The sequence below is a fragment of the Bradyrhizobium sp. 45 genome (assembly GCF_023073155.1).
GTDB lineage: Bacteria > Pseudomonadota > Alphaproteobacteria > Rhizobiales > Xanthobacteraceae > Bradyrhizobium > Bradyrhizobium canariense_D.
In genome coordinates this window covers 1-19,265 of the sequence record NZ_JADPIX010000035.1, presented here as the reverse complement: position 1 = coordinate 19,265, position 19,265 = coordinate 1, and the positions used below count along the sequence as shown (strand labels likewise).

The following is a 19,265-nucleotide window of genomic DNA, read 5'->3' as shown; positions in this document are numbered from 1 at the left end:
TAGGTCTTAACATCGGTCCCGTCCAGACGCATTGCGATTCGCAGCGGGATCGCCGACTCTGGCTGTTTCACCGGGGCGATTCGTGGCGACATATCTGGACACGCTCAATGCGGAGCAACGCCGCGCCGTGGAGCATGGCGTGGCCGATGGTGCGACCGTGGGCGCGCCGCTGCTCGTCATCGCCGGTGCGGGCTCCGGCAAGACCAACACGCTGGCCCACCGCGTGGCGCATCTGATCGTCGCGGGCAGCGATCCGCGCCGCATCCTCCTCATGACGTTTTCCCGCCGCGCCGCGGCCGAGATGGCCGGCCGGGTCGAGCGCATCGCCCGAAAAGTGCTCGGCGAGAACAATGCCGCGATCATGCGCGACGCGCTCAGCTGGGCCGGCACGTTCCACGGCATTGGCGCACGGTTGCTGCGCGAATATGCCGAGCGGATCGGCGTCGATCCTGCCTTCACCATCCACGACCGCGAGGATTCCGCCGACCTGATGAATCTGGTCCGGCACGAGCGCGGATTGTCGAAGACGGAGAGCCGCTTTCCCGCCAAAGGCACCTGCCTGTCGATCTACTCGCGCTGCGTCAATGCCGAGATGGAGATTGAGAAGGTGTTGGGGGCGCACTATCCCTGGTGCGCAGGCTGGGCGGCCGAGCTGAAGGGCCTGTTCGCGGCCTATGTCGAGGCCAAGCAGGCCCAGCACGTGCTGGATTACGACGACCTGCTGCTCTACTGGTCGCAGATGATGAGCGATGCGCTGATCGCGGAAGAAATCGGCGGCCGCTTCGATCACGTCTTGGTCGACGAATATCAGGACACCAACCGCCTGCAATCCTCGGTCCTGCTGGCGCTGAAGCCGGACGGACGCGGCCTCACCGTCGTCGGTGACGACGCGCAGTCGATCTATTCGTTCCGCGCCGCCACGGTCCGCAACATTCTGGATTTTCCGCAGAGCTTCTCGCCCCGCGCCGAGATGATCACGCTCGACCGCAATTACCGCTCGACGCAACCCGTGCTGGCGGCGGCGAACGGCGTCATCGGTCTGGCGCGCGAGCGCTTCACAAAAAACCTCTGGACCGACCGCAGCTCCGCGCAAAAGCCGCAGCTCGTCACCGTGCACGATGAGACCGACCAGGCCCGTTACATCGTCGAGGAAGTGCTGGCCAACCGCGAGCAAGGCGCGCTCCTGAAGCACCAGGCAGTGCTGTTCCGGACCTCCTCGCATTCGGGCCCGCTGGAGATCGAGCTGACCCGCCGCAACATCCCGTTCGTCAAGTTCGGCGGGCTGAAATTTCTCGATGCCGCGCATGTCAAGGACGTGCTGGCGCTGCTGCGCTTCACCGAAAATCCGCGCGACCGCGTCGCCGGCTTTCGCATCCTGCATCTGTTGCCGGGCATCGGACCCGCGACGGCGCAGCGCGTGCTCGATCAAATGGCGGAGAGCTCCGATCCGCTCGCCGCGCTCGGCCAGCTCCCGGTGCCGCCGCGCACCGGCGCGGACTGGACCGACTTCGTCCGCACCATCGAAAATCTGCGCTATTCGGAATGGCCGGCCGATCTCGAACGCGTGCGGCTCTGGTACGAACCGCATCTCGATCGCCTCCACGAGGATTCGGAGACGCGCCGCGCCGACCTGATGCAGCTCGAGCAGATCGCGAGTGGCTATGCCTCGCGCGAGAAATTCCTGACCGAGCTCACGCTCGACCCGCCGGATGCTGCCAGCGACAAATCCGGGCCGCCCTTGCGCGACGAGGACTATCTGATCCTCTCCACCATCCACTCCGCCAAGGGCCAGGAGTGGAAATCGGTATTCGTGCTCAATGTCGTCGACGGCTGCATGCCGTCGGATCTCGGCGCCGGCACCAGCGCCGAGCTCGAGGAGGAACGCCGCCTGCTCTATGTCGCGATGACGCGCGCCAAGGACGACCTGCACCTCGTGGTGCCGCAGCGCTTCTTCACCCACGGCCAGCAAGCCAAGGGCGACCGCCACGTCTACGCCTCGCGCACCCGCTTCATCCCGGAGCCGCTGGTCTATCTGTTCGAGCGCACCGCCTGGCCGAAGGCTGGGGCAAGCGCGGCCCGCACGGCGGCGCAAGGGCCGAAGGTCGACATCAGGGCGCGGATGCGCGGAATGTGGCGGTAAGACACAAGAGGCTGGTGTCGAGACCTGTCAGCATAACTGGACAACAGAGGTCCGACATGAAAGCCGTCGTCGTCGAGCAATACGCGCCGATCGATCAAATCGCCCTGAAGGACGTTCCGTCTCCACGCATCGGGCCCGGACAGCTGCGTGTCCGGGTAGAGGCTGCAGGAATCGGATTTGTTGACGGTTTGAAGATGGAGGGGCGCTATCAGACCAAGGATCCCCTGCCCTTCATTCCCGGAACCGAATTCGCAGGCATCGTGGACGAAGCCCCCGGCGCACCGGGCGGCTATCAACCCGGGATGCGCGTAATGGGGATGACGCGCTCGGGCGCGCTTGCCGAAGAGATCGTCGTCCCCCCCGAAGCGCTCTATCCCCTGCCGGACAGCGTCGCGGCGGAGGTCGCCGCTTCGTTTCGTGCCAATTACCTGACCGCCCTCTATGCGCTGAGTGCGCGCGCGTCGCTCGGCGCAGGCGAACAGCTTCTGGTGCTGGGCGCAGCGGGCGGCACGGGAATCGCGGCCGTCCAGATTGGCAGGCTGCTCGGCGCCCGTGTGATCGCAGCGGCATCGACACCAGACAAGCGCGCGTTCGCGCGACAGCACGGCGCCGACGCTGTGGTGGACTACACGCAGACCAACTGGCGCGACACGCTGAAGGAATTGACCTCAGGACGCGGCGCAGACGTGATCTTCGACCCCGTCGGCGGCGACATCTCGGTACAGGCCTTTCGCTCCATCGCCTGGCGCGGCCGTCATCTCGTGGTCGGTTTTGCCGCCGGCGCGATCCCGGCATTGCCATTCAACCTGCCACTGCTGAAGGGCGGCGCCCTGCTCGGCGTCGACCTCGCGCAGCTTCCAATCCGCGAGCCCGAGGTGCAGAAGCGCCTGATGTCGGAGCTGACGGCCTGGTTGGTCGAGGGCCAGCTGAAGCCTGTGGTCGGTCGCATCTTCGCGCTGGATGACTTCCGGGAAGCGTTCAGGACGATGCAGACGCGCGGGGCGCTTGGCAAGATGGTCGTGCGCATCTCGAAATAGGATTAGCTACGCGCCCCCAGCCGGTCGAACTGGACCTTGCCTGCCTTCATCACCATCGGGATGTGCTCGCCCTGGCCGAGCAGGCAGGCCACGTCGCGGAGCGGATTGCCATCGACCACCAGCAGGTCCGCAATGGCTTCGGGCATGATGCGGCCGAGCTTGCCCTCCATGCCGAGGACCTCGGCGCCGACCAATGTCGCGCTGGCGATGACGGCGCGCGGACCGAGAATCTCGGCGCGGATGCGGAATTCGTCGCTCTGCAGACGCTGCGACGGTCCGAGCAGGTCGCTGCCGAACCCCATCTTTACGCCGGCGTCGCGGTAGATCGTGAGCGAACGCAGGCCCGCGTCGCGGACATCGGCGATCTTGGCAACGCTTTCGGGCGGCAGGCCATATTGGGCACCCTCGTTAGCCAGCGCCTCGTAGGTGGCGAGCGTCGGCACCACATAGGCGCCCTTCTCGGCCATCAGCTGCGCGGTCGGAGCATCGACCAAATTGCCGTGCTCGATGGTGCGCACCCCGCAGCGCACCGCGCGTTCGATCGCGGCAGCGGTGTAAGCGTGGGCGAGCACATAGGTCTGACGCCCGCGCGCCTCCTCGACGATGGCGCGGATCTCGTCCTCGGAGTAGCCGAAGGCGCCAACCGGATCGGTCGGTGAAGCGACGCCGCCGGAAGCCATGATCTTGATCTGGTCGGCGCCCATCTGGAGCTCCTCGCGCGCGGCCTTGCGCACGCCGTCGACACCATCGGCAACGCGCGCCAGCGCGCCGACACGCACGCAGCAGGGGCACGGTGCGTCGCTGGCGAGGTAATCCGAGCGGGCCCGCATGTCGCCGTGCCCGCCGGTCTGGCTGAGCGCACGACCCGAGACGAACAGCCGCGGACCGTCGGTGAGACCGGTCTCGATCGCCTGCTTCAGCGCATGGCCGGCGCCGCCGGCGTCGCGCACGGTGGTGAAGCCCCGCCGCAGCATGCCGCGCAGCAGCAGCGTCGAGCGCAGCGTCACCAGCACGTTCGGCATGTGCACCTGCTGCGCCAGATTGAGCTCGACGGCGATCGCATGCACATGCAGGTCGATCAGGCCGGGCATCAGCGTCTTGCCCTTCAGATCGACGGTGCGGTCGGTTTCCACCTGGAGCGGCCGATCGGAGACCTCCTTGATCAGACCGTCCTCGACCAGTATGTGATGTCCCTCCAGGAGGTCCGGCTGAAGCGGATCGAGCAGAGCGGCGTTCTTGAAGAGCACACGGGACATGACGACTTCCTGTCTTATCAGGACTGGATGAGCAGCGCGGGCAAGGCGAGCTGGGCGAATGGGAGACACGCAGCGACATCGTCCTCGCCGTACCAGCCTGCCTCATGGAGCAGATTGAGCGAGCCGAGCGTGCGCCCGCGCCAGCGCACGGGCATGTTGAGCACGCTCTCGCAGCCGAGCGAAGCGATCAGCTCGTGATCGGAAAACACCTCGCGCAGATCGTCCCGGGTGCGGCCGATATAGGCCTCGCCGCGGTCGAGCACGGCCTCGGTCCACGGCCCCGGCGCCAGGTGCTTGCGGCCGCCCGCGGGGTAAGGTCCGGGCAGATTGGAATACACCCGCGCGGCTTCCCTCGTGTCGTCGTCATAGGTCAGGATCGTGAACAGCTTGTGCCCGATCGCCGACTTCAGGGCGCCGTCCAGCGCCGAGTACAGGGCATCCGGCTGATCCGCCCTGCCCTGCGCGGCCGCCACCGCGCAGAGCAGCGGATCGGATCGGTGTTTCGTCTCCCTCATGCGACTTCGCCTGCCGCGATCTCTTCCAGCGAACGGCCGCGTGTCGGCACGCCCATCAGCACCACGGTGAGCGCGCCTAACAGCAGCACGCTCGTGGTGAGGCCGAACACGCCGGCGAAGCCGAAATTGGGATAGAGATAGCCGACCAGGATCGGCGAAACGATCGCACCGATGCGGCCGATCGCGGAGGCGAGCCCGGCGCCGGTGGTTCTGACGGCCGTCGGAAATACCTCGGCGGTATAGGCATAGACCCCCGCATAGGTGCCGTTCATGAAGAAGGACAGCAAGATTCCGGCGACCATGATGTGCTGATCGCTCTGCGCGAATGCAAGTCCAAGCGCGCTGGCGCCGCCGAGCACCATGTAGGAGGCAATCGTCGCCTGCCGGCCGATGCGCTCGTTGAAGTACGCAGCGCTGAAATAGCCGGGAATTTGCGCGCAATAGATCGCGATCGAATAGGCGAAGCTCTTGGTGATGCTCATGCCGTTCTGGACCAGAAGGCCGGGGATCCAGACGAAGAAGGAATAGTAGCTGAACGTGATCGTAAGCCACATGATCCAGGTCATGATGGTGATGCGCGCCTGGCGGCCGGCGAGGAGCGCGGCGAAATTGGCAAGCAGCGTCCCACCAGTCACGGCAGGCGCCGTGATTTCGACGACCGGTTGCGGCAGGACATGGCCTTGGCTCGCAAATCCGGCCTCGATCCTGTCCAGCACGGCTGCGGCTTCCTTCTCCCGGCCCCGGCTTTCCAGCCAGCGCGGCGATTCCGGCAGCGCCCTGCGCCACCACAGCAGCATGACGACCGGCACCGCGGTGATCACCAGAACGATGCGCCAGCCGTTCTCAGAGGCGGGCACGATGAAATAGCCGAGCAAGGCCGCCGCGACGAAACCGATGGAGAAGAATCCGGCCAGCGCGCCGGTAAAGCTGCCGCGGTAACGCCGTGCGACGAATTCCGCCAGATAGGGCGCAATGATCGCGCTCTCCGCGCCGGTGCCCATGCCCGCGACGACGCGCGCGGCGAAGAAGGACGACCAGTCGTTCACCGCAGCGCTGACGATGGATGCGACGCAATAGAGTGCCAGCGCCGACATCATCACCGCGCGACGGCCGATCAGGTCACCCAGCGTGCCCGCCAGCAGCGCGCCGAACAGGAAGCCGATATAGGTGCTGCTGCCGAGCACGCCGATCTGGACGCTCGACAGATTCCAGGTCGTGCGCAGCACCGGCAGGATGAACGCCAGCACGGCTGCGTCCATCGCGTCGAACATGTAGCCGAGCCCGCCCATCAGCAGCAGATGCTTGTGGAAGCGTGCGAATGGAAGGCGCTCGATCCGCGCCGAGATCATCGACATGAAAGTCCCCCTCTGTCTGGCGGCCCGGCACTCCGCTCATTCCCGGGGGGAACCATAGACAAGGAGATATTATCGTCATAATTTATAATCATGATCTAGTACATCACTGGGGTGAATGTTCTGTCGTTTCGCTCGCTCGACCTCAACCTGCTGAAAGTGTTCGAGGCCCTGATGACCGAGGGCAGCGTCACGCGCGCCGCCAACGCGCTTCTAATGACGCAACCGGCCGTCAGCAACGCGCTCGCACGCCTGCGGGACGCGCTCGGCGATGCCCTGTTCGTCAGGTCCGGCACCGGCATCCGTCCGACCCAGCGCGCCGTGGTGCTGTGGGAGCCGATCGGCGAAGCGCTCGAAACCGTCCGCGGCGCGCTCGACGAGCAGGTGTTCGATCCGCACCGTGCTCAGACCGAGTTCAGCCTGTCGATGTCGGATTACGTCGCCTCGCTGGTGATGCCAAACCTGCTGAACCATTTCGGCAAGGTCGCGCCCAAGGCGCGAATCCACACCGTTCCCAACACCATTTTGGAGATCGCCGACCAGCTCGAGGACAATCGCGTTGATTGCGTCCTCAGCGTCTATGTCAACGAGGCGCAGCAGCCGGCCGCCATCCGCTCGCGCTCGCTGTGGACCGTCGACTACGCCTGCTTCATGCGGCGCAGCCATCCGCTCGCCGCGATGAAGCGGCTGAGCACGCGCAGCTTCCTCAACGCGGGGCATGTCGATGTGAGCCTCGCCGGCAAGACCTTGCCGTCCTACGACCTCTTCCTCGCCTCGCGCGGGCTGTCGCGCAACGTGGTCGCGACCGTCAATCACTATAGCGCCGCCTACGAAATCGTGCGCCAGTCCGACCTGATCGCCGTGCTGCCGAGCGATCTGCGCTCGCAATCCCGGCACGCGCCGTTCCTGCACGCCATGCCGCTTCCGCTCAAGGCGCCGCCGCGCATCGTCAGGCTGTTCTGGCACCAGCGCAACGACACCGTACCGGCGCAGCGCTGGCTGCGCGACACGCTGGTCGAGATGTTCGCCAGGTCGGACTGAGGCGCGGGCGGCGGGCGCCCCGACACCACGAAAAAGGGAAACAATGGGTTTCTCGAAGCAGCATTGCGCGCCAGTCCCTGCTGCTTAGCTCCAACCAAAGCAATCCCCTCCCCCAGTGACAGGCGCGCAAGCCGCGCCCGCAGAGACCTCATCAATGACCGCACCGCTCGAATTCGGACTGGACACTTTTGGCGACGTCACCAGGGACGCCTCCGGCGCGATGCTTCCGCACGCACAGGTGATCCGCAACGTCGTCGACGAGGCGGTGCTCGCCGACGAGCTCGGCCTCGACTTCATCGGCCTCGGCGAGCATCACCGCGCCGACTTCGCGATCTCCTCCCCTGAGACCGTGCTGGCCGCCATCACGTCGCGGACCAGGCGGATCCATCTCGGCTCGGCCGTGACGGTGCTGAGCTCGGACGATCCAATCCGCGTCTTCCAGCGCTTTGCCACGCTGGACGCGCTCTCGAACGGACGTGCGGAGGTGATCCTCGGCCGCGGCTCGTTCACCGAGTCCTTTCCACTGTTCGGTTTCGACCTGCGGGCTTACGAGGCGCTGTTCGAGGAGAAGCTCGATCTGTTCGCGGCACTGCTGTCGCAGAAGCCGGTGACCTGGGAAGGTAAGCTGCGTCCGCCGCTGAACGGGCAGCTGGTCTATCCCCCGGTCGAGAACGGCACGCTCAAGACCTGGATCGGCGTCGGCGGCAGTCCGCAATCGGTGGTGCGCGCGGCGCATTACGACTTGCCCTTGATGCTCGCGATCATCGGCGGCGATCCCGCGCGCTTCGCGCCCTTCGTCGAGCTCTATCATCGCGCGTTCAGGGAGTTCGGCCGCCCGGCACAGCCGATCGGCGTGCACTCGCCAGGCTATGTCGCCGAGACCGACGAACAGGCGCGCGAGGAGCTGTGGCCCGACTACAAGGCGATGCGCGACCGCATCGGCAAGGAACGCGGCTGGCCACCGATGGGCCGCGACGAGTTCGTGAACGAGGCCGAGCACGGCTCGCTCTATGTCGGCTCGCCGGAGACGGTCGCGCGCAAGATCGCCAAGACGGCAAAGGCGCTCGGCATTTCGCGGTTTCAGCTGAAGTATTCGGCGGGCCCGCTGCCGCATGGCAAGCTGATGAAGAGCATCGAGCTCTACGGGCGGAAGGTGGTGCCGATGGTGCGGGAGATGGTGGGGTGAGGCGATCGGATCCGCTTCAGTGCGTCTTCGCCTTCGCTCACCAGAGTCTCTTCTTCGCGAAGGCGTGGCCCGAACCGGATTTCAAATAGCGCTCGAAGGCTCTAGCCTTCTCGATGTCGGAAAAGGCCACATAGGTCACCAGTCGCCACGGACCGTACTTAGACGTGTGCGGCGATTTACCCCCGTTGTGATCGGCTAGCCGCTGCTTGAGATCCTTCGTCAGCCCAATATAGCGTTGGCCCACGAAAAGTTCGCTCTCCAGAAGATAGACATAGTGCATGACGCCGCCCCCCTTCGCCTAGGCTTCGGAGGGCATCCTGCTTCGCGCAGTAAAAGGCTGCAAATCCTGCGAAGCGCGTCAGCGCGAAGCAGGATGGTGGGGGAGGCAGGACTCGAACCTGCGAAGCCATAAGGCGGCTGATTTACAGTCAGCTCCCTTTGCCACTCGGGACACTCCCCCGCTCGACGGCAGCACAATCGGGCCGGACCTTGCCGGCGACCGAAGACGGCCATGGAACGTGAAGGCCGCGACAGCCCGGATGGGGGCGCGACCGGGCGCGGTTATCGGCGAAGCGGTGGGGTAAAGTCAACCGAGGCGAACAGCTAAAATCGCCCCCGACACCACCCAAATTGCCATATTCCGGGACCCGTGACACAAGCGAGCCCATGAAGGATCGAAAATTCAACCCGAGGGGCCCCCGCGGCGGGTCTAAGCCCTTCAACAGGCCCGGAAAATCGGCCGGTCGTCCGGCCCGTCGCGATCGCGATTCGGACACCGACGGGCCTGTCATCCTCTATGGCTGGCACACCGTCTCCATGGCGCTCGCCAACCCCCAGCGGCAGATCCGCAAGCTGACGCTGACCGAGAACGCCGCAAGGCGTCTGGCGGACGAGAACATCGCGATCCCGGTCGCGCCCGAGATCGTCCGGCCCCAGGAGATCGACCGGCTGCTGTCGCCCGACGCCGTGCACCAGGGCCTGCTCGCCGAGGCCGATCCCCTGCCCTCGCCCGACATCGAGGATTTGGAGCAGGACGGCATGGTGCTGGTGCTCGACCAGATCACCGATCCGCACAATGTCGGCGCCATCCTGCGCTCGGCGGCCGCCTTTGCGGTGAAGGCGATCGTCACCACCGCGCGTCACAGTCCGGAAGCGACCGGCGTGCTGGCCAAGGCCGCCTCCGGCGCGCTGGAGCTGGTCCCGATGGTGACGGTGCAAAACCTCGCCCGCGCACTGACCACGATGAACGAGCTCGGCTTCCAGACTGTCGGGCTGGACAGTGAAGGCAGCGCGGATCTCTCCGAGCTCACCCTGCGCGAGCCGCTCGCGCTGGTTCTGGGCGCGGAAGGCAAGGGCCTGCGGCAGTTGACACGCGAGACCTGCAGCGTCGTGGCGCGGCTCGACATGCCGGGAGAGATCAAGAGTCTCAACGTCTCGAATGCCGCCGTGCTCTCGCTCTATGTCGGCGCGAGCCGGCTCGGGCTGATGAAGCGGTAACAAAACAAAACGCCCGTCCGCGTCGCGGACGGGCGTCTCGTCGGCTCAACCGATCAAGCGATCAGTAATAGCGGCGCAGCACGCGGTGGCCGCCATAGTACGGCGCATGGCGCGGGGCGTAGCCGTAGCGCGGACCGTAGCCGTAATGCGTGCGCGGCAGATAGCCGGCGCGCGGGCCGTAGCCGTAGCGATACGGACGGTAATACGGGCGGCGGTAGGGATAGGCGGCCGGCGCTTCGACCGCGGCAGCGCGATAGCCATAGCCGTGCCCATAGCCGTAGCCACGGCCGTAGCCGTAATTGGCGGGCGCAACCACCGCGTCCTCACGGTAGGTCGGATACGGCGCGAAGGCGCCCGGGCCGGTGTAGGTCGGGCCCTGGTTGACGTGATAATATTGCGTGGTGGGCTCGGCGAGACGCTCATAGGCGCCATAGCCGTAGCTGTAGCCGGCCCCATAACCGCCGCAGCCGGTGTTACAGCCGGAATAGACCGGCGCGACCGGCTGGCACGGATCGAAGCCGCAGGCCGCAGCGGGCGCGGTGGCGGCGAACATCACGGCAGCCGCCGCGACCAGTCCCGAAATCATCTGACGCATTACTCTCTCCTGTTGATTTCCGTTTTTTGGATTTTGTCGTTTCTTAACCCGGCGGCTTGCCGGGCATCTCTGCACGCGGCCGCGGCCGAGGACGCCGCGGCTGGTCGTTGATCTCGGGCGCGAGAATCACCGGCGGCGGATTGACGGGCACGTCCATCTGCGGCGGCAGCGGCGCCGATTGGGCGCCCCAGCTCTGGTGATAGCTATCGGGCGGCTTGGGCAATTTGCGGGTCGCGGGCGGTTCGACCTCGAGCCGGCCATAGCCGGGCCGCAGGCCCAGCGTCGGATAGTAATGGCCGACGTCGGTGGGCTGGCGCTCGGCGACATAGCGGCCGCCATAAATCGTGGGCTGCACCTGGACGTTCTTCCCCAGGCCCCAGGTCCCCTCGATCACGGCATAGGACGCGTCGATGTTGTTGATGATGATGGGCACGCCGGGGCGACCGGGAACGACGATATCGAAGCCGCCGCCGGCAAACGCCGTCGCGGGCAGTCCGATCAGAAAGGCCGCGAGCGCCACAGCGCGCATGAGAGGACCCCATTTATTCGGCGACAACCTACCCGATGGCGGCGCAGAGAGGGTTAAGGCCCTCTCACCAATTGCCGGTAAGCCTAATGTGTAAGGATTCCGCGCCGCTCAAATGCGCCAAAGCGAACTAGCGAAGCATTAACGCCGCCGGACCCTGCAGTCCGGAACCATGGACCGTGCTCACTTCCGTTTGACTGTCGCCGACGAAAATCCGCGGCTTCAGCGGAACGTCCGGCGTCTTCGGCGTTTAGCCCCCGTCAACAAAACGGGAGCCAAACAATCATGAACGTCAAACTTCTCGGAGCCACGGCGATTGCGGCGACCCTGGTGGCAGGCTCTGCCATGGCGCAGGCCGTGATCACCAATCCCGGCCGTTGCGCGGCGCAATTCCCCAACGCCAACTGCCAGAACGTCGGACCGGGAAATCTGTACACCGACAGCGGCTATCGGCATCGTCGCGTGTCCTATCGCCAGACCACCAACGGCGACTGGAATAACGACTGGAACAGGAGCCGCACCGGCTTCTGGCCGACCGACGTCGCCGCCGGCGCGGTCGGAACAGCCGCTGGCGTGGCCGGCGCAGCCATCGGGACTGCGGGCGCGATTGCAACTGCCCCGTTCCGTGCCACGAACGATGCCTTCGCCTACGACAACAGTTGGGATAACCGCGGCTGGGACAATCGCGGTTGGGACACCCGCACCTACGCCCAGCGCAACGGCTTCGTCTGCACGCCCGGCACCTGGTTCAAGGGCCAAGACGGCAACCGCCACATCTGCCAGTAAAGCGGTTTGAACCGAACGCGACAGATCAGGCGGCCCTCGGGGCCGCCTGATTCATGTCTGCATCGGGGATCGCGGGTTCTGGCACTTTCCAGTCAAGTCTGGTATTGCGGCGCGCACGGGCGGAGGGCCCCGGCGTACGCCGGCCCCTGCGCTTCTCCAGGCGTCGCCGGCTTAGCTCAGCGGTAGAGCAGCGGTTTTGTAATCAAAATCAGCCCTATTTCAGTCGATTACCCCGGCTCTGTAGCGGGTGATAATAGGGATGAAATTGCCGTTGATTCAGCTATTTATCGTTCCATTGAGCATCGGTTTGTGTAACTCTCGATTGCGCTCGATTACGCAGCGATGGTTACCCCGCCGCTTACCCCGGACAAACCGATGCTCCCCGCACAGCACAAACGCGCCGCCGCATTCATCAAGAATTTGAAGGCTACCGATGCCCGGCAGGAAGTCCCTGACGACGCTGTGAGCGGCCTCTATCTCATTGTGCAGCCCTCTGGCGCGTTGTCCTGGGCCGTCCGGACGAAGCTGGACGGCAAGGCCGCAAAGGTCACCCTAGGGCGCTATGACGAGGAAGGTTCCGGCCTAGAGCGGATCGACCGGCCGTCCAGCAAGCAAGTTCTAAACATCACCGAGGCGCGGGCGTTGGCTGAACGCGTGAAAGCCGATGCCAAGCGCGGACATGATCCACGCCAATCCAAAATGGAACGCTTCAGCCTCGAATACTGGCTTGATGAATTCACCAAAGCCGCCCGCTTAACCGGGTTCAAAGGTCGTCCTGTCAAAGCATCCACAGCCGACGAATATGACCGCATCATCAAGACGGACATCAAACCGCACTGGAAGCACGTCACGGACATCCGAGCACTTGACTATCGCGACGTTGAAAAGCTGATCAACAAACTTGATCCCGGTGCGCGACGGAACGCGTTTGCGCTCTTGTCTACATTCTTCCGTTGGAAAGCCGTCATTCGCATCATCGGTCGCAACGTGATCGAACTTGCACACTCGCCTCCTAAACCGCAAAGCCGCGACCGTGTACTTTCGCACGATGAAATCAAAGCTGTGTGGAACGCCGCAACAGCCTGTGATTATCCATTCGGAGCATTGGTCAAACTGCTCTTGCTGACCGGTCAGCGACGCGACGAAATCGCGAACCTGAAATGGTCCGAACTGTCTGAAACCTTCGATACGATCACGTTTGAAGGATCGCGCACTAAGAACGGTCGCGCCCATATTGTGCCGCTTCCGCAACTGGCAACCGCGATTATCAAGACGCTACCGCGAGTGGCAATCTCATTGGACAAGATGTCCGACTACGTATTCACGACAATTGGCACCACACCTTTCAGCGGCTTTTCAAACGGAAAGATCGCCCTTGAAAGGCATTGTCCGGGTTTGCCAGATTGGCATTTGCACGACTTGCGTCGGACTGTTTCAACCGAACTCGCGAAATTGCGCGTGACACAGGAAGTCACCGAAGCAATTCTGAACCACAAGTCAGGCAAAGTCAGCGGCGTAGCAGCGATCTACAATCGCTATGAATACGCCGACGAAAAGCGCGAAGCGCTCAAACTGTGGGCGGACCGCTTGGAAGAAATCGTGAAAGATCGGCCACGTCCAAAGCTTGTCGCGTCTCGATGACCGGCCTAGAGCGGTGGGGATATTAGGAGGGAGCAATGAGTGCTCAAATTGAGCTGATAAAAGCAATCGCCGAGCTGAGCCTTAAGATGGTCCATGGCTCGTATATCGGCGATCTCCTGTTTCGTGAAAAGAAGATCGATGTCCGGGCCGAGCAGCTGAAGCTGCTGCAAGATCTTACAGAGGCGAAAATCGATCCGTCGCTGTTTGATCTCATGCTCTCCAGTGAGCTTGACCGAACACTCAAGAAGCAGTTCGGCGTGTCTTTCTTCGTCGCCACCGTTGTATTTACGGCGGCGTCTTACGCAGTTATCATCCTGAATGCCGTCTACCACTGGGGCATAAGCGACATCGCGATTACCGCTCTCATCGTCGAAACCCCGATCCAGTTCATTGGGCTTTTGTACATCATTGCGAGAAATCTGTTCCCGCAGCGCACGCCGGCCGAGACGAGCGCTAGACATAGACAACACGCTGCTGCTCAACACCTTCCTGAGCAACATCAAGAATTAGCCAAACCCAAGCGTCCGCGAGGTCGTCGAGGCGCTCAATCCCAAAACCCAGAAGCTGATTTATTAGCTCATCGCAGCCCTGACGAGGGAACTTGACGGTCCCCCTCCGCTGGATGGCTCGCTTTGAGCAGCGGTTGAAGGATTAGAGGAGCCCCGCGCCAAACTGCAATGATTTCAATGTGGTGGTTGTCGCGCCGAACCCATGGGTAACGTTACGGGGAATAATCGCAAACTTTTTAAGCCAGTCCCTCGTCTCGATTGGCGCATCAGCGATAATTCCGCTTGTTTAACTGCCTGTTCGCCTGCGCAACGCGGCTAGTGAAATTGCGCTGATCTTCGTCCACCCGCTTTTGAACCTTCGCAAGATCACCTTTCGTCACGCCTTCGTTCACCTGATAAACCGGTGCGAACGTGTATTGATCTCCGCTGCTACGGTTGTCGTTGCTCGCCTGTTGGCCGAACATCTGGACGCCAAGAGCGCCCGATGGTCCGCGCTTCAACGGCAAGATGCCTTCCGGTCCGGCTTCACCCATCAGTCCTGCACCCGTCGCAAACCTAAACATCGTCGGTTGCGATATGATTTGGCCGGAATAGGCGCTTAGGCTAGGCGAGTTATAGACGCCGCCTGCCGCGTTCTTTGTGACCGATGGCAGTCCGAACAAGCTTCCGATGCCACCAAAGCCGCCGAATATACTTTGCAAGCCCTTCGCGATCGGAGCGAGCACAAGCATTTTGATGATCATCTCTTGAATGGCTTTGAGGATCACCACACCGGCATTTTTGAAGCCTGCCGAAAGCGACGTTACTCCGTTCATGACATCTTGAATTGGAGATACAAGGCTGTTCAATGCGCCACTGACTGACGTGTCGAGTAGCTTCGCGAAATTGCTGCCGTCCAATTCGATCTGTTTCAACGATTGGAATTTAGCGCCCGCGATTGCCGCAGCGTCGGACGTTTGTCTTAACTGGTTCGCAAGCGCCTGTTGACCGGCTGCCATCTGCTCAACGTTGTTCTTATCGATCAGCCCTTTGTCGATCCACGATTGCAACGTGTCCGCAGCGGCTTTGCGCGCGGCGTTCGCGTCATAGACGCCAGCGGTTGCCTGTTGCTGTACGCGGCTCATTTCGGCCATAGCGCGCGTGTTGTTCAGGATCGCGGCGGCCATGTCTCTGCTAACACCGACGCCTTGCAAGCCCGCTGCGGTCAATTCAAGTTGCTTCTGCTTCGCTTGCTGTTCAACCGTCGCCATGTCGCCGAGGATCGAAATACGCTGCTGCGATAACTGATTGGCAGCGAGCAATTGCGCCTGCGTCTGCTGATCACCATTTGCTGCACCGCTTCGCTTTTGCAGACCGGTAGCGAGTTGCGCAGCGTTCGCCGGTTGCTGGAAGGAACCGAACCGCTCCTTGAAGCTGTCGCTAATCTGCTCAATGCCCATCGCCTTGGCGATCTCAGCATGATTGGACGGCAGGAATCTTTTCCAGAAGCTGGAACTACCAAAGCTTGCGGCTTTCTTCGCAACCTTGTCATAGAAGGTTTCCATGGCTCCTGTCATTCCAACGGTCGCGTTGATAAAGTTATTCTTAAAATTGGTGATCGCGCTGTTCCACATTTCATCGAACTTGCGCGCGTTCGCGATCAGCTTTTCGTTGGCCTGTTCGTTGAAATTGTCGGTTCCTTGTGCGGCATTACGGATCGCATCGCCGCCTTGGTTCATCAATTTCAACCATTGGGCGGTCGTCGGCAATCCAGCGGCTTCAAGGATGTTGCGCTTTTGAACGTTGCTATTCGTTTGTGAAACGATATCCGCAACGTTCGCGTAATAGCCAACCATGTCTTTCGCGCTCTTGCCACTGGCGATCATCAGACCATTCAGCGAACCCATGTTGTGCTGTGCTTCGTCAGCGAATTTGGCAAATGCCTGAATTCCGGCCGCGAATTCTTCCTTACCGATGCCTTTGATTGCGGCCATAGATTGCAATCCGGACGCCTGCTTTAGCGTTAGATCGGTCGCGGTCCGAACATCGTCCAATGCTAGCGCGGATTTGATTGCTGCTGCGGCAATCGCTCCTAATGATGCGACGATCGCAACGCCACCAGCAGCGAACAACGCGACACCGCTGAAAAGCTTGGTCAGTGACGCGAATGCCTCGGAGAACGCCTGTTTGAGACCACCGGGGCCGGTTGCGGCAAACGCAAGATGGTTCAGTTGCGTGGTCAAAACCTGCGACGGAGGTACGCCCATTGCGAGCTGTTCAACCATAGATCGGATAGAGTGTTGTGCCGCCATTGCTTGCGTAGATAGTCCAGCATGGCTTTTCGAAAGGTTGTCGTTGGCGGCTGCTGCCGATTTCGTCGCGTTGGTCGTTGCGGTCGTCGCACCGGCTGCGGCCTGCATTACCTTGGTCGTTCCACCGGTTGCCGTTGTCGCGCCGGTTGCGGCCTTGTTGACCTTGTTGAGCGCGGCCGAAACGTTTTCAGCGGCGCTTTCGGCAGCCTTGGAAGCCGGGACAAGCTTTTGTAGTTCCGTAGTCGCCGCAGCGAGATCGGACGTATCAACACCGAAGCCGATTTGAGCCAAGTCCATGGTGCAAATTCCTCTCGCGCGGTGCGGCGAAGCGCTCTCAGAGGATAACACGAACGTGCGCACCGACGCCGCCCATACGGTGCGAGCGCAAGCGCCCTCACCCGACTAATCCACGGATATTTGAGCATCGGTTATAGAATTTGGCGGCGCGCGGAATCATCACGTTGAAATCGTTGCCGTTCGGCGCGGCGGCGAATTGCCGGGGAAGGCATGGGGTAATTTCACCTGCTGTGCGCTGTTGATTATGGCCCCGGGGCGCTTGACGAACGTAATCGATTGAATCACCCTGCAACTAGTTGTGACGTGATGCGTCGCGGCGCGAGGGATTGGATGATCCCAGGTCACGGTGAAGACGTGGCGCGAGATCGGCGGATGCCGGTGAACCCCCTCAACATCATCGGATCATCGGATCATCGCCATGACACCTGCGAATACGCGCGTGCTCGCGCCCAGTGACATCCTCTACAACGCAAAGACCGTCCGCGAAATTTTCGGCATTTCGCACGTCACGTTGCACCGATGGCAGCACGGTCTACACGAGCACTGCCGGGACAAAATCGTTCAGCCGCGCGCGGGCTTCCCTGCCCCCATCATGATCAGAGGTCGGCGCTACTGGCGCAAGTCAGACATCGTGACTTTCATCGCCGTGCGCGAGCAAGCCAGCGCCGCTTAGCACCAAAGGAAAGGCCCCGCCAGTCGGAACCCGGCAGGGCCTCTAATAACCGTCATTTAGGAAAGCATCATGACTATACACGATCGCGCCGCGCATCTCAACTGCGCGCCTCTAACCCTGCGCGCATTCGATAGCGCAAAGCCGCCTGCAAACCTCGCCGATCCTCTCGCGGGACTGAAAACCCTTCCGCAATGGGTGCTGTGGCGACTTGAGCAATACGACGGCGAACCGAAACCGCGCAAAGTTCCTTACGATCCGAAGACACTTCAACGCGCCGACACAACCAATCCGACCACATGGGCGAGTTTCGAAACCGCGACGATGATCGCAACGATCAATCCGGAATTCCGCATCGGCTTCGTCTTCACCCTGAACGATCCCTATATCTTCGTTGACCTAGATGGATGCCGCGATCCGGACACCGGCGAATACAACGATGAAGCGACGCACATTTGCACACGCCTGTTTCCGGGCGCAGCAGCGGAGGTTAGCCAATCGGGAACCGGCTTGCACCTGATCATGAGAGGCGACAAAACCCAATTCGGCAATCGTCGCAACAAATGGGGCGGCCGATTTGAGTTTTATCAAAACAACCGCTTCATTGCGATTGCTGGCAACCAATGGATTGGTAACGCCGACCTAGAGCAGACCGGATCGCTGCAAACATTCCTGCAAGTTCGCGAACATGATCGCGACAATCAAGAAATCGAGACCATGCGCGATCCCCGATGGTCGGGGCCGGAGGATGATCAGGAACTATTCACCCGCATGCTCGCATCTGATGACAAGATTTCATCGGAGCGAATTGCCGAGTTAAACGACACGATTATGCGTGATCCGGGCAACTTTGTCGCGAAAGTCGAATTCGACAAATTGAGCAAGCGCGTTCCGTTCGCCGCACTATGGAATGCTGATGCCACAGTGCTAGGTCATCTCTACCCGTCATCGACAGGACAGCAATTCGACCACAGCGCAGCCGATTTAGCGCTGATGAACAAGTTGGCGTTCTGGACCGGCAAAGATCATGTGCGAATGACCCGGCTTTTCAGCATGTCGGCATTGGGCAAGCGCGATAAGTGGCGCAATCGGGCATACTATCGCAACAGAACAGCTAGCAGCAGCAATGTGGCATGTCGCGACGTATATCGCGGCACCAATCAAGAGCGACGCGACAAACAGCGCAAAGAGAACGAGCGCATCGGCGAACAGCTTGAATTCGATATCACGACAAAGCTGATAACGTTGGATGAAATGATCAACGATTTCTATTTCGTCAGCGGCGTCGGCGCGTCGGGTGGTGTAGCGAACGCGAAGACGTTGAATGTTCTATCTGTTGCGGTTGCGCGCAACGAATACGCACCATCAAAGCACGCGGTTGAATACACCGATAAGCGAACAGGCGAAACAAAGACGAAATTCGTTCCCGCGCTTGAGCATTGGTTGCCGCACGAAAAGCGCAAACGCGTTGATAGTGTTACGTGGAAACCCGAAGGCGGCTCGATCTGCGACGTTCCAGAAAAGGTTCGCTTAAGCGGTTTCAACACGTGGCGCGGACTGATCAAACCGACGTGGCACGATCATTTCATCAACGATAATCAACTGCGCGAACGATGGCTGACTAGATGGCGCGAACACCTCGCCTATCTTGTGCCGATCGACACCGAACGCGATCTGTTTGAGCGTTGGCTAGCGCACATTTTGCAGCACCCCGGCGAGAAAGTCGAAACCGCGTGGTGCTTCGTCGCCAATATGACCGGCATCGGTCGCAACTGGCTTGGCGGGGTTCTCTCGCGAGTGGTGCGTGGTTACGTGCTGAACAACGCGATTTTGGACGTTGTTCTAGACGGGAAGTTCAACGGTCGAATGTCGCGCAAACTGTTGATGATCGTTGACGAAGCCAAAGCGGGAATGCGCGGCCCGAAC

Annotated in this window: 17 protein-coding genes and 1 tRNA gene; 10 read left to right on the top strand and 8 right to left on the bottom strand. The window is 61.8% G+C overall.

The window, feature by feature from the left end; translation table 11 throughout:
• Positions 1–82 precede the first annotated feature (82 nt).
• Together IVB42_RS05195 and IVB42_RS05190 are read left to right on the top strand one after the other, a co-directional pair.
• Positions 83–2,140 (top strand): ATP-dependent helicase, encoded by a 2,058-nt coding sequence (locus IVB42_RS05195; protein WP_247362244.1) that lies wholly within the window; start codon positions 83–85, stop codon positions 2,138–2,140.
• A gap of 56 nt (positions 2,141–2,196) precedes the next feature.
• Positions 2,197–3,177 carry an NADPH:quinone oxidoreductase family protein gene (locus IVB42_RS05190; RefSeq protein ID WP_247396140.1) on the top strand — a complete coding sequence of 327 codons (981 nt, stop codon included), beginning with the start codon at positions 2,197–2,199 and terminating at the stop codon, positions 3,175–3,177.
• Positions 3,178–3,179: 2 nt separating this feature from the next.
• Here the strand turns inward: IVB42_RS05190 and IVB42_RS05185 are convergent, their stop codons facing one another.
• The 3 genes from IVB42_RS05185 to IVB42_RS05175 are packed head-to-tail and all read right to left on the bottom strand — an operon-like array spanning position 3,180 to position 6,303.
• Positions 3,180–4,433 (bottom strand): amidohydrolase family protein, encoded by a 1,254-nt coding sequence (locus tag IVB42_RS05185; protein WP_247362239.1) that lies wholly within the window; start codon positions 4,431–4,433, stop codon positions 3,180–3,182.
• Between the two features lie 17 nt (positions 4,434–4,450).
• Positions 4,451–4,948, bottom strand: a complete 498-nt coding sequence (locus IVB42_RS05180; RefSeq protein ID WP_247362237.1) for a GAF domain-containing protein — start codon at positions 4,946–4,948, stop codon at positions 4,451–4,453.
• Positions 4,945–6,303, bottom strand: coding sequence for an MFS transporter (locus IVB42_RS05175; protein ID WP_247362234.1), 1,359 nt, complete (start codon positions 6,301–6,303; stop codon positions 4,945–4,947). Before IVB42_RS05175 ends, IVB42_RS05180 begins: the two co-directional genes overlap by 4 nt.
• Before the next feature lie 111 nt (positions 6,304–6,414).
• On the opposite strand from IVB42_RS05175, the gene IVB42_RS05170 reads away from it, so the two are divergent.
• Both IVB42_RS05170 and IVB42_RS05165 read left to right on the top strand, forming a co-directional pair.
• A complete protein-coding gene (locus IVB42_RS05170; protein WP_247362230.1) occupies positions 6,415–7,341 on the top strand; it encodes a LysR family transcriptional regulator in 927 nt (308 codons plus the stop codon).
• A gap of 154 nt (positions 7,342–7,495) precedes the next feature.
• Positions 7,496–8,527 carry an LLM class flavin-dependent oxidoreductase gene (locus IVB42_RS05165; RefSeq protein WP_247362226.1) on the top strand — a complete coding sequence of 344 codons (1,032 nt, stop codon included), beginning with the start codon at positions 7,496–7,498 and terminating at the stop codon, positions 8,525–8,527.
• 37 nt (positions 8,528–8,564) lie between these two features.
• On the opposite strand, the gene IVB42_RS05160 is transcribed toward IVB42_RS05165, so the two are convergent.
• Both IVB42_RS05160 and IVB42_RS05155 read right to left on the bottom strand, forming a co-directional pair.
• Positions 8,565–8,807 carry a GIY-YIG nuclease family protein gene (locus IVB42_RS05160; protein WP_247362223.1) on the bottom strand — a complete coding sequence of 81 codons (243 nt, stop codon included), beginning with the start codon at positions 8,805–8,807 and terminating at the stop codon, positions 8,565–8,567.
• A gap of 94 nt (positions 8,808–8,901) precedes the next feature.
• Positions 8,902–8,987: transfer RNA gene (locus IVB42_RS05155), tRNA-Tyr, on the bottom strand.
• A gap of 206 nt (positions 8,988–9,193) precedes the next feature.
• Here IVB42_RS05155 and rlmB point away from each other — a divergent pair.
• Complete coding sequence (gene rlmB / locus IVB42_RS05150) at positions 9,194–10,024, top strand: 23S rRNA (guanosine(2251)-2'-O)-methyltransferase RlmB (RefSeq protein ID WP_247362010.1); 831 nt, start codon at positions 9,194–9,196, stop codon at positions 10,022–10,024.
• Between the two features lie 61 nt (positions 10,025–10,085).
• Here the strand turns inward: rlmB and IVB42_RS05145 are convergent, their stop codons facing one another.
• A complete protein-coding gene (locus IVB42_RS05145) occupies positions 10,086–10,619 on the bottom strand; it encodes a hypothetical protein (protein ID WP_247335727.1) in 534 nt (177 codons plus the stop codon).
• Positions 10,620–10,662: 43 nt separating this feature from the next.
• Entirely contained in the window at positions 10,663–11,148 is a 486-nt protein-coding gene (locus tag IVB42_RS05140; RefSeq protein ID WP_247469812.1) for a hypothetical protein, read from the bottom strand.
• Positions 11,149–11,430: 282 nt separating this feature from the next.
• On the opposite strand from IVB42_RS05140, the gene IVB42_RS05135 reads away from it, so the two are divergent.
• The 3 genes from IVB42_RS05135 to IVB42_RS05125 all read left to right on the top strand — a co-directional run bounded on the left by IVB42_RS05135 (position 11,431) and on the right by IVB42_RS05125 (position 14,177).
• A complete protein-coding gene (locus IVB42_RS05135; protein ID WP_247396138.1) occupies positions 11,431–11,931 on the top strand; it encodes a hypothetical protein in 501 nt (166 codons plus the stop codon).
• Positions 11,932–12,306: 375 nt separating this feature from the next.
• A complete protein-coding gene (locus tag IVB42_RS05130) occupies positions 12,307–13,572 on the top strand; it encodes a site-specific integrase (protein ID WP_247469810.1) in 1,266 nt (421 codons plus the stop codon).
• 35 nt (positions 13,573–13,607) lie between these two features.
• A complete protein-coding gene (locus tag IVB42_RS05125) occupies positions 13,608–14,177 on the top strand; it encodes a hypothetical protein (RefSeq protein ID WP_247469809.1) in 570 nt (189 codons plus the stop codon).
• A 170-nt stretch (positions 14,178–14,347) separates the two neighbouring features.
• Here the strand turns inward: IVB42_RS05125 and IVB42_RS05120 are convergent, their stop codons facing one another.
• A complete protein-coding gene (locus IVB42_RS05120) occupies positions 14,348–16,669 on the bottom strand; it encodes a hypothetical protein (RefSeq protein WP_247469808.1) in 2,322 nt (773 codons plus the stop codon).
• 418 nt (positions 16,670–17,087) lie between these two features.
• On the opposite strand from IVB42_RS05120, the gene IVB42_RS05115 reads away from it, so the two are divergent.
• Both IVB42_RS05115 and IVB42_RS05110 read left to right on the top strand, forming a co-directional pair.
• Positions 17,088–17,342, top strand: coding sequence for a hypothetical protein (locus IVB42_RS05115; protein ID WP_247469807.1), 255 nt, complete (start codon positions 17,088–17,090; stop codon positions 17,340–17,342).
• A 69-nt stretch (positions 17,343–17,411) separates the two neighbouring features.
• On the top strand, positions 17,412–19,265 hold a 1,854-nt coding region (locus tag IVB42_RS05110; RefSeq protein WP_247469806.1), incomplete at its 3' end, for a hypothetical protein.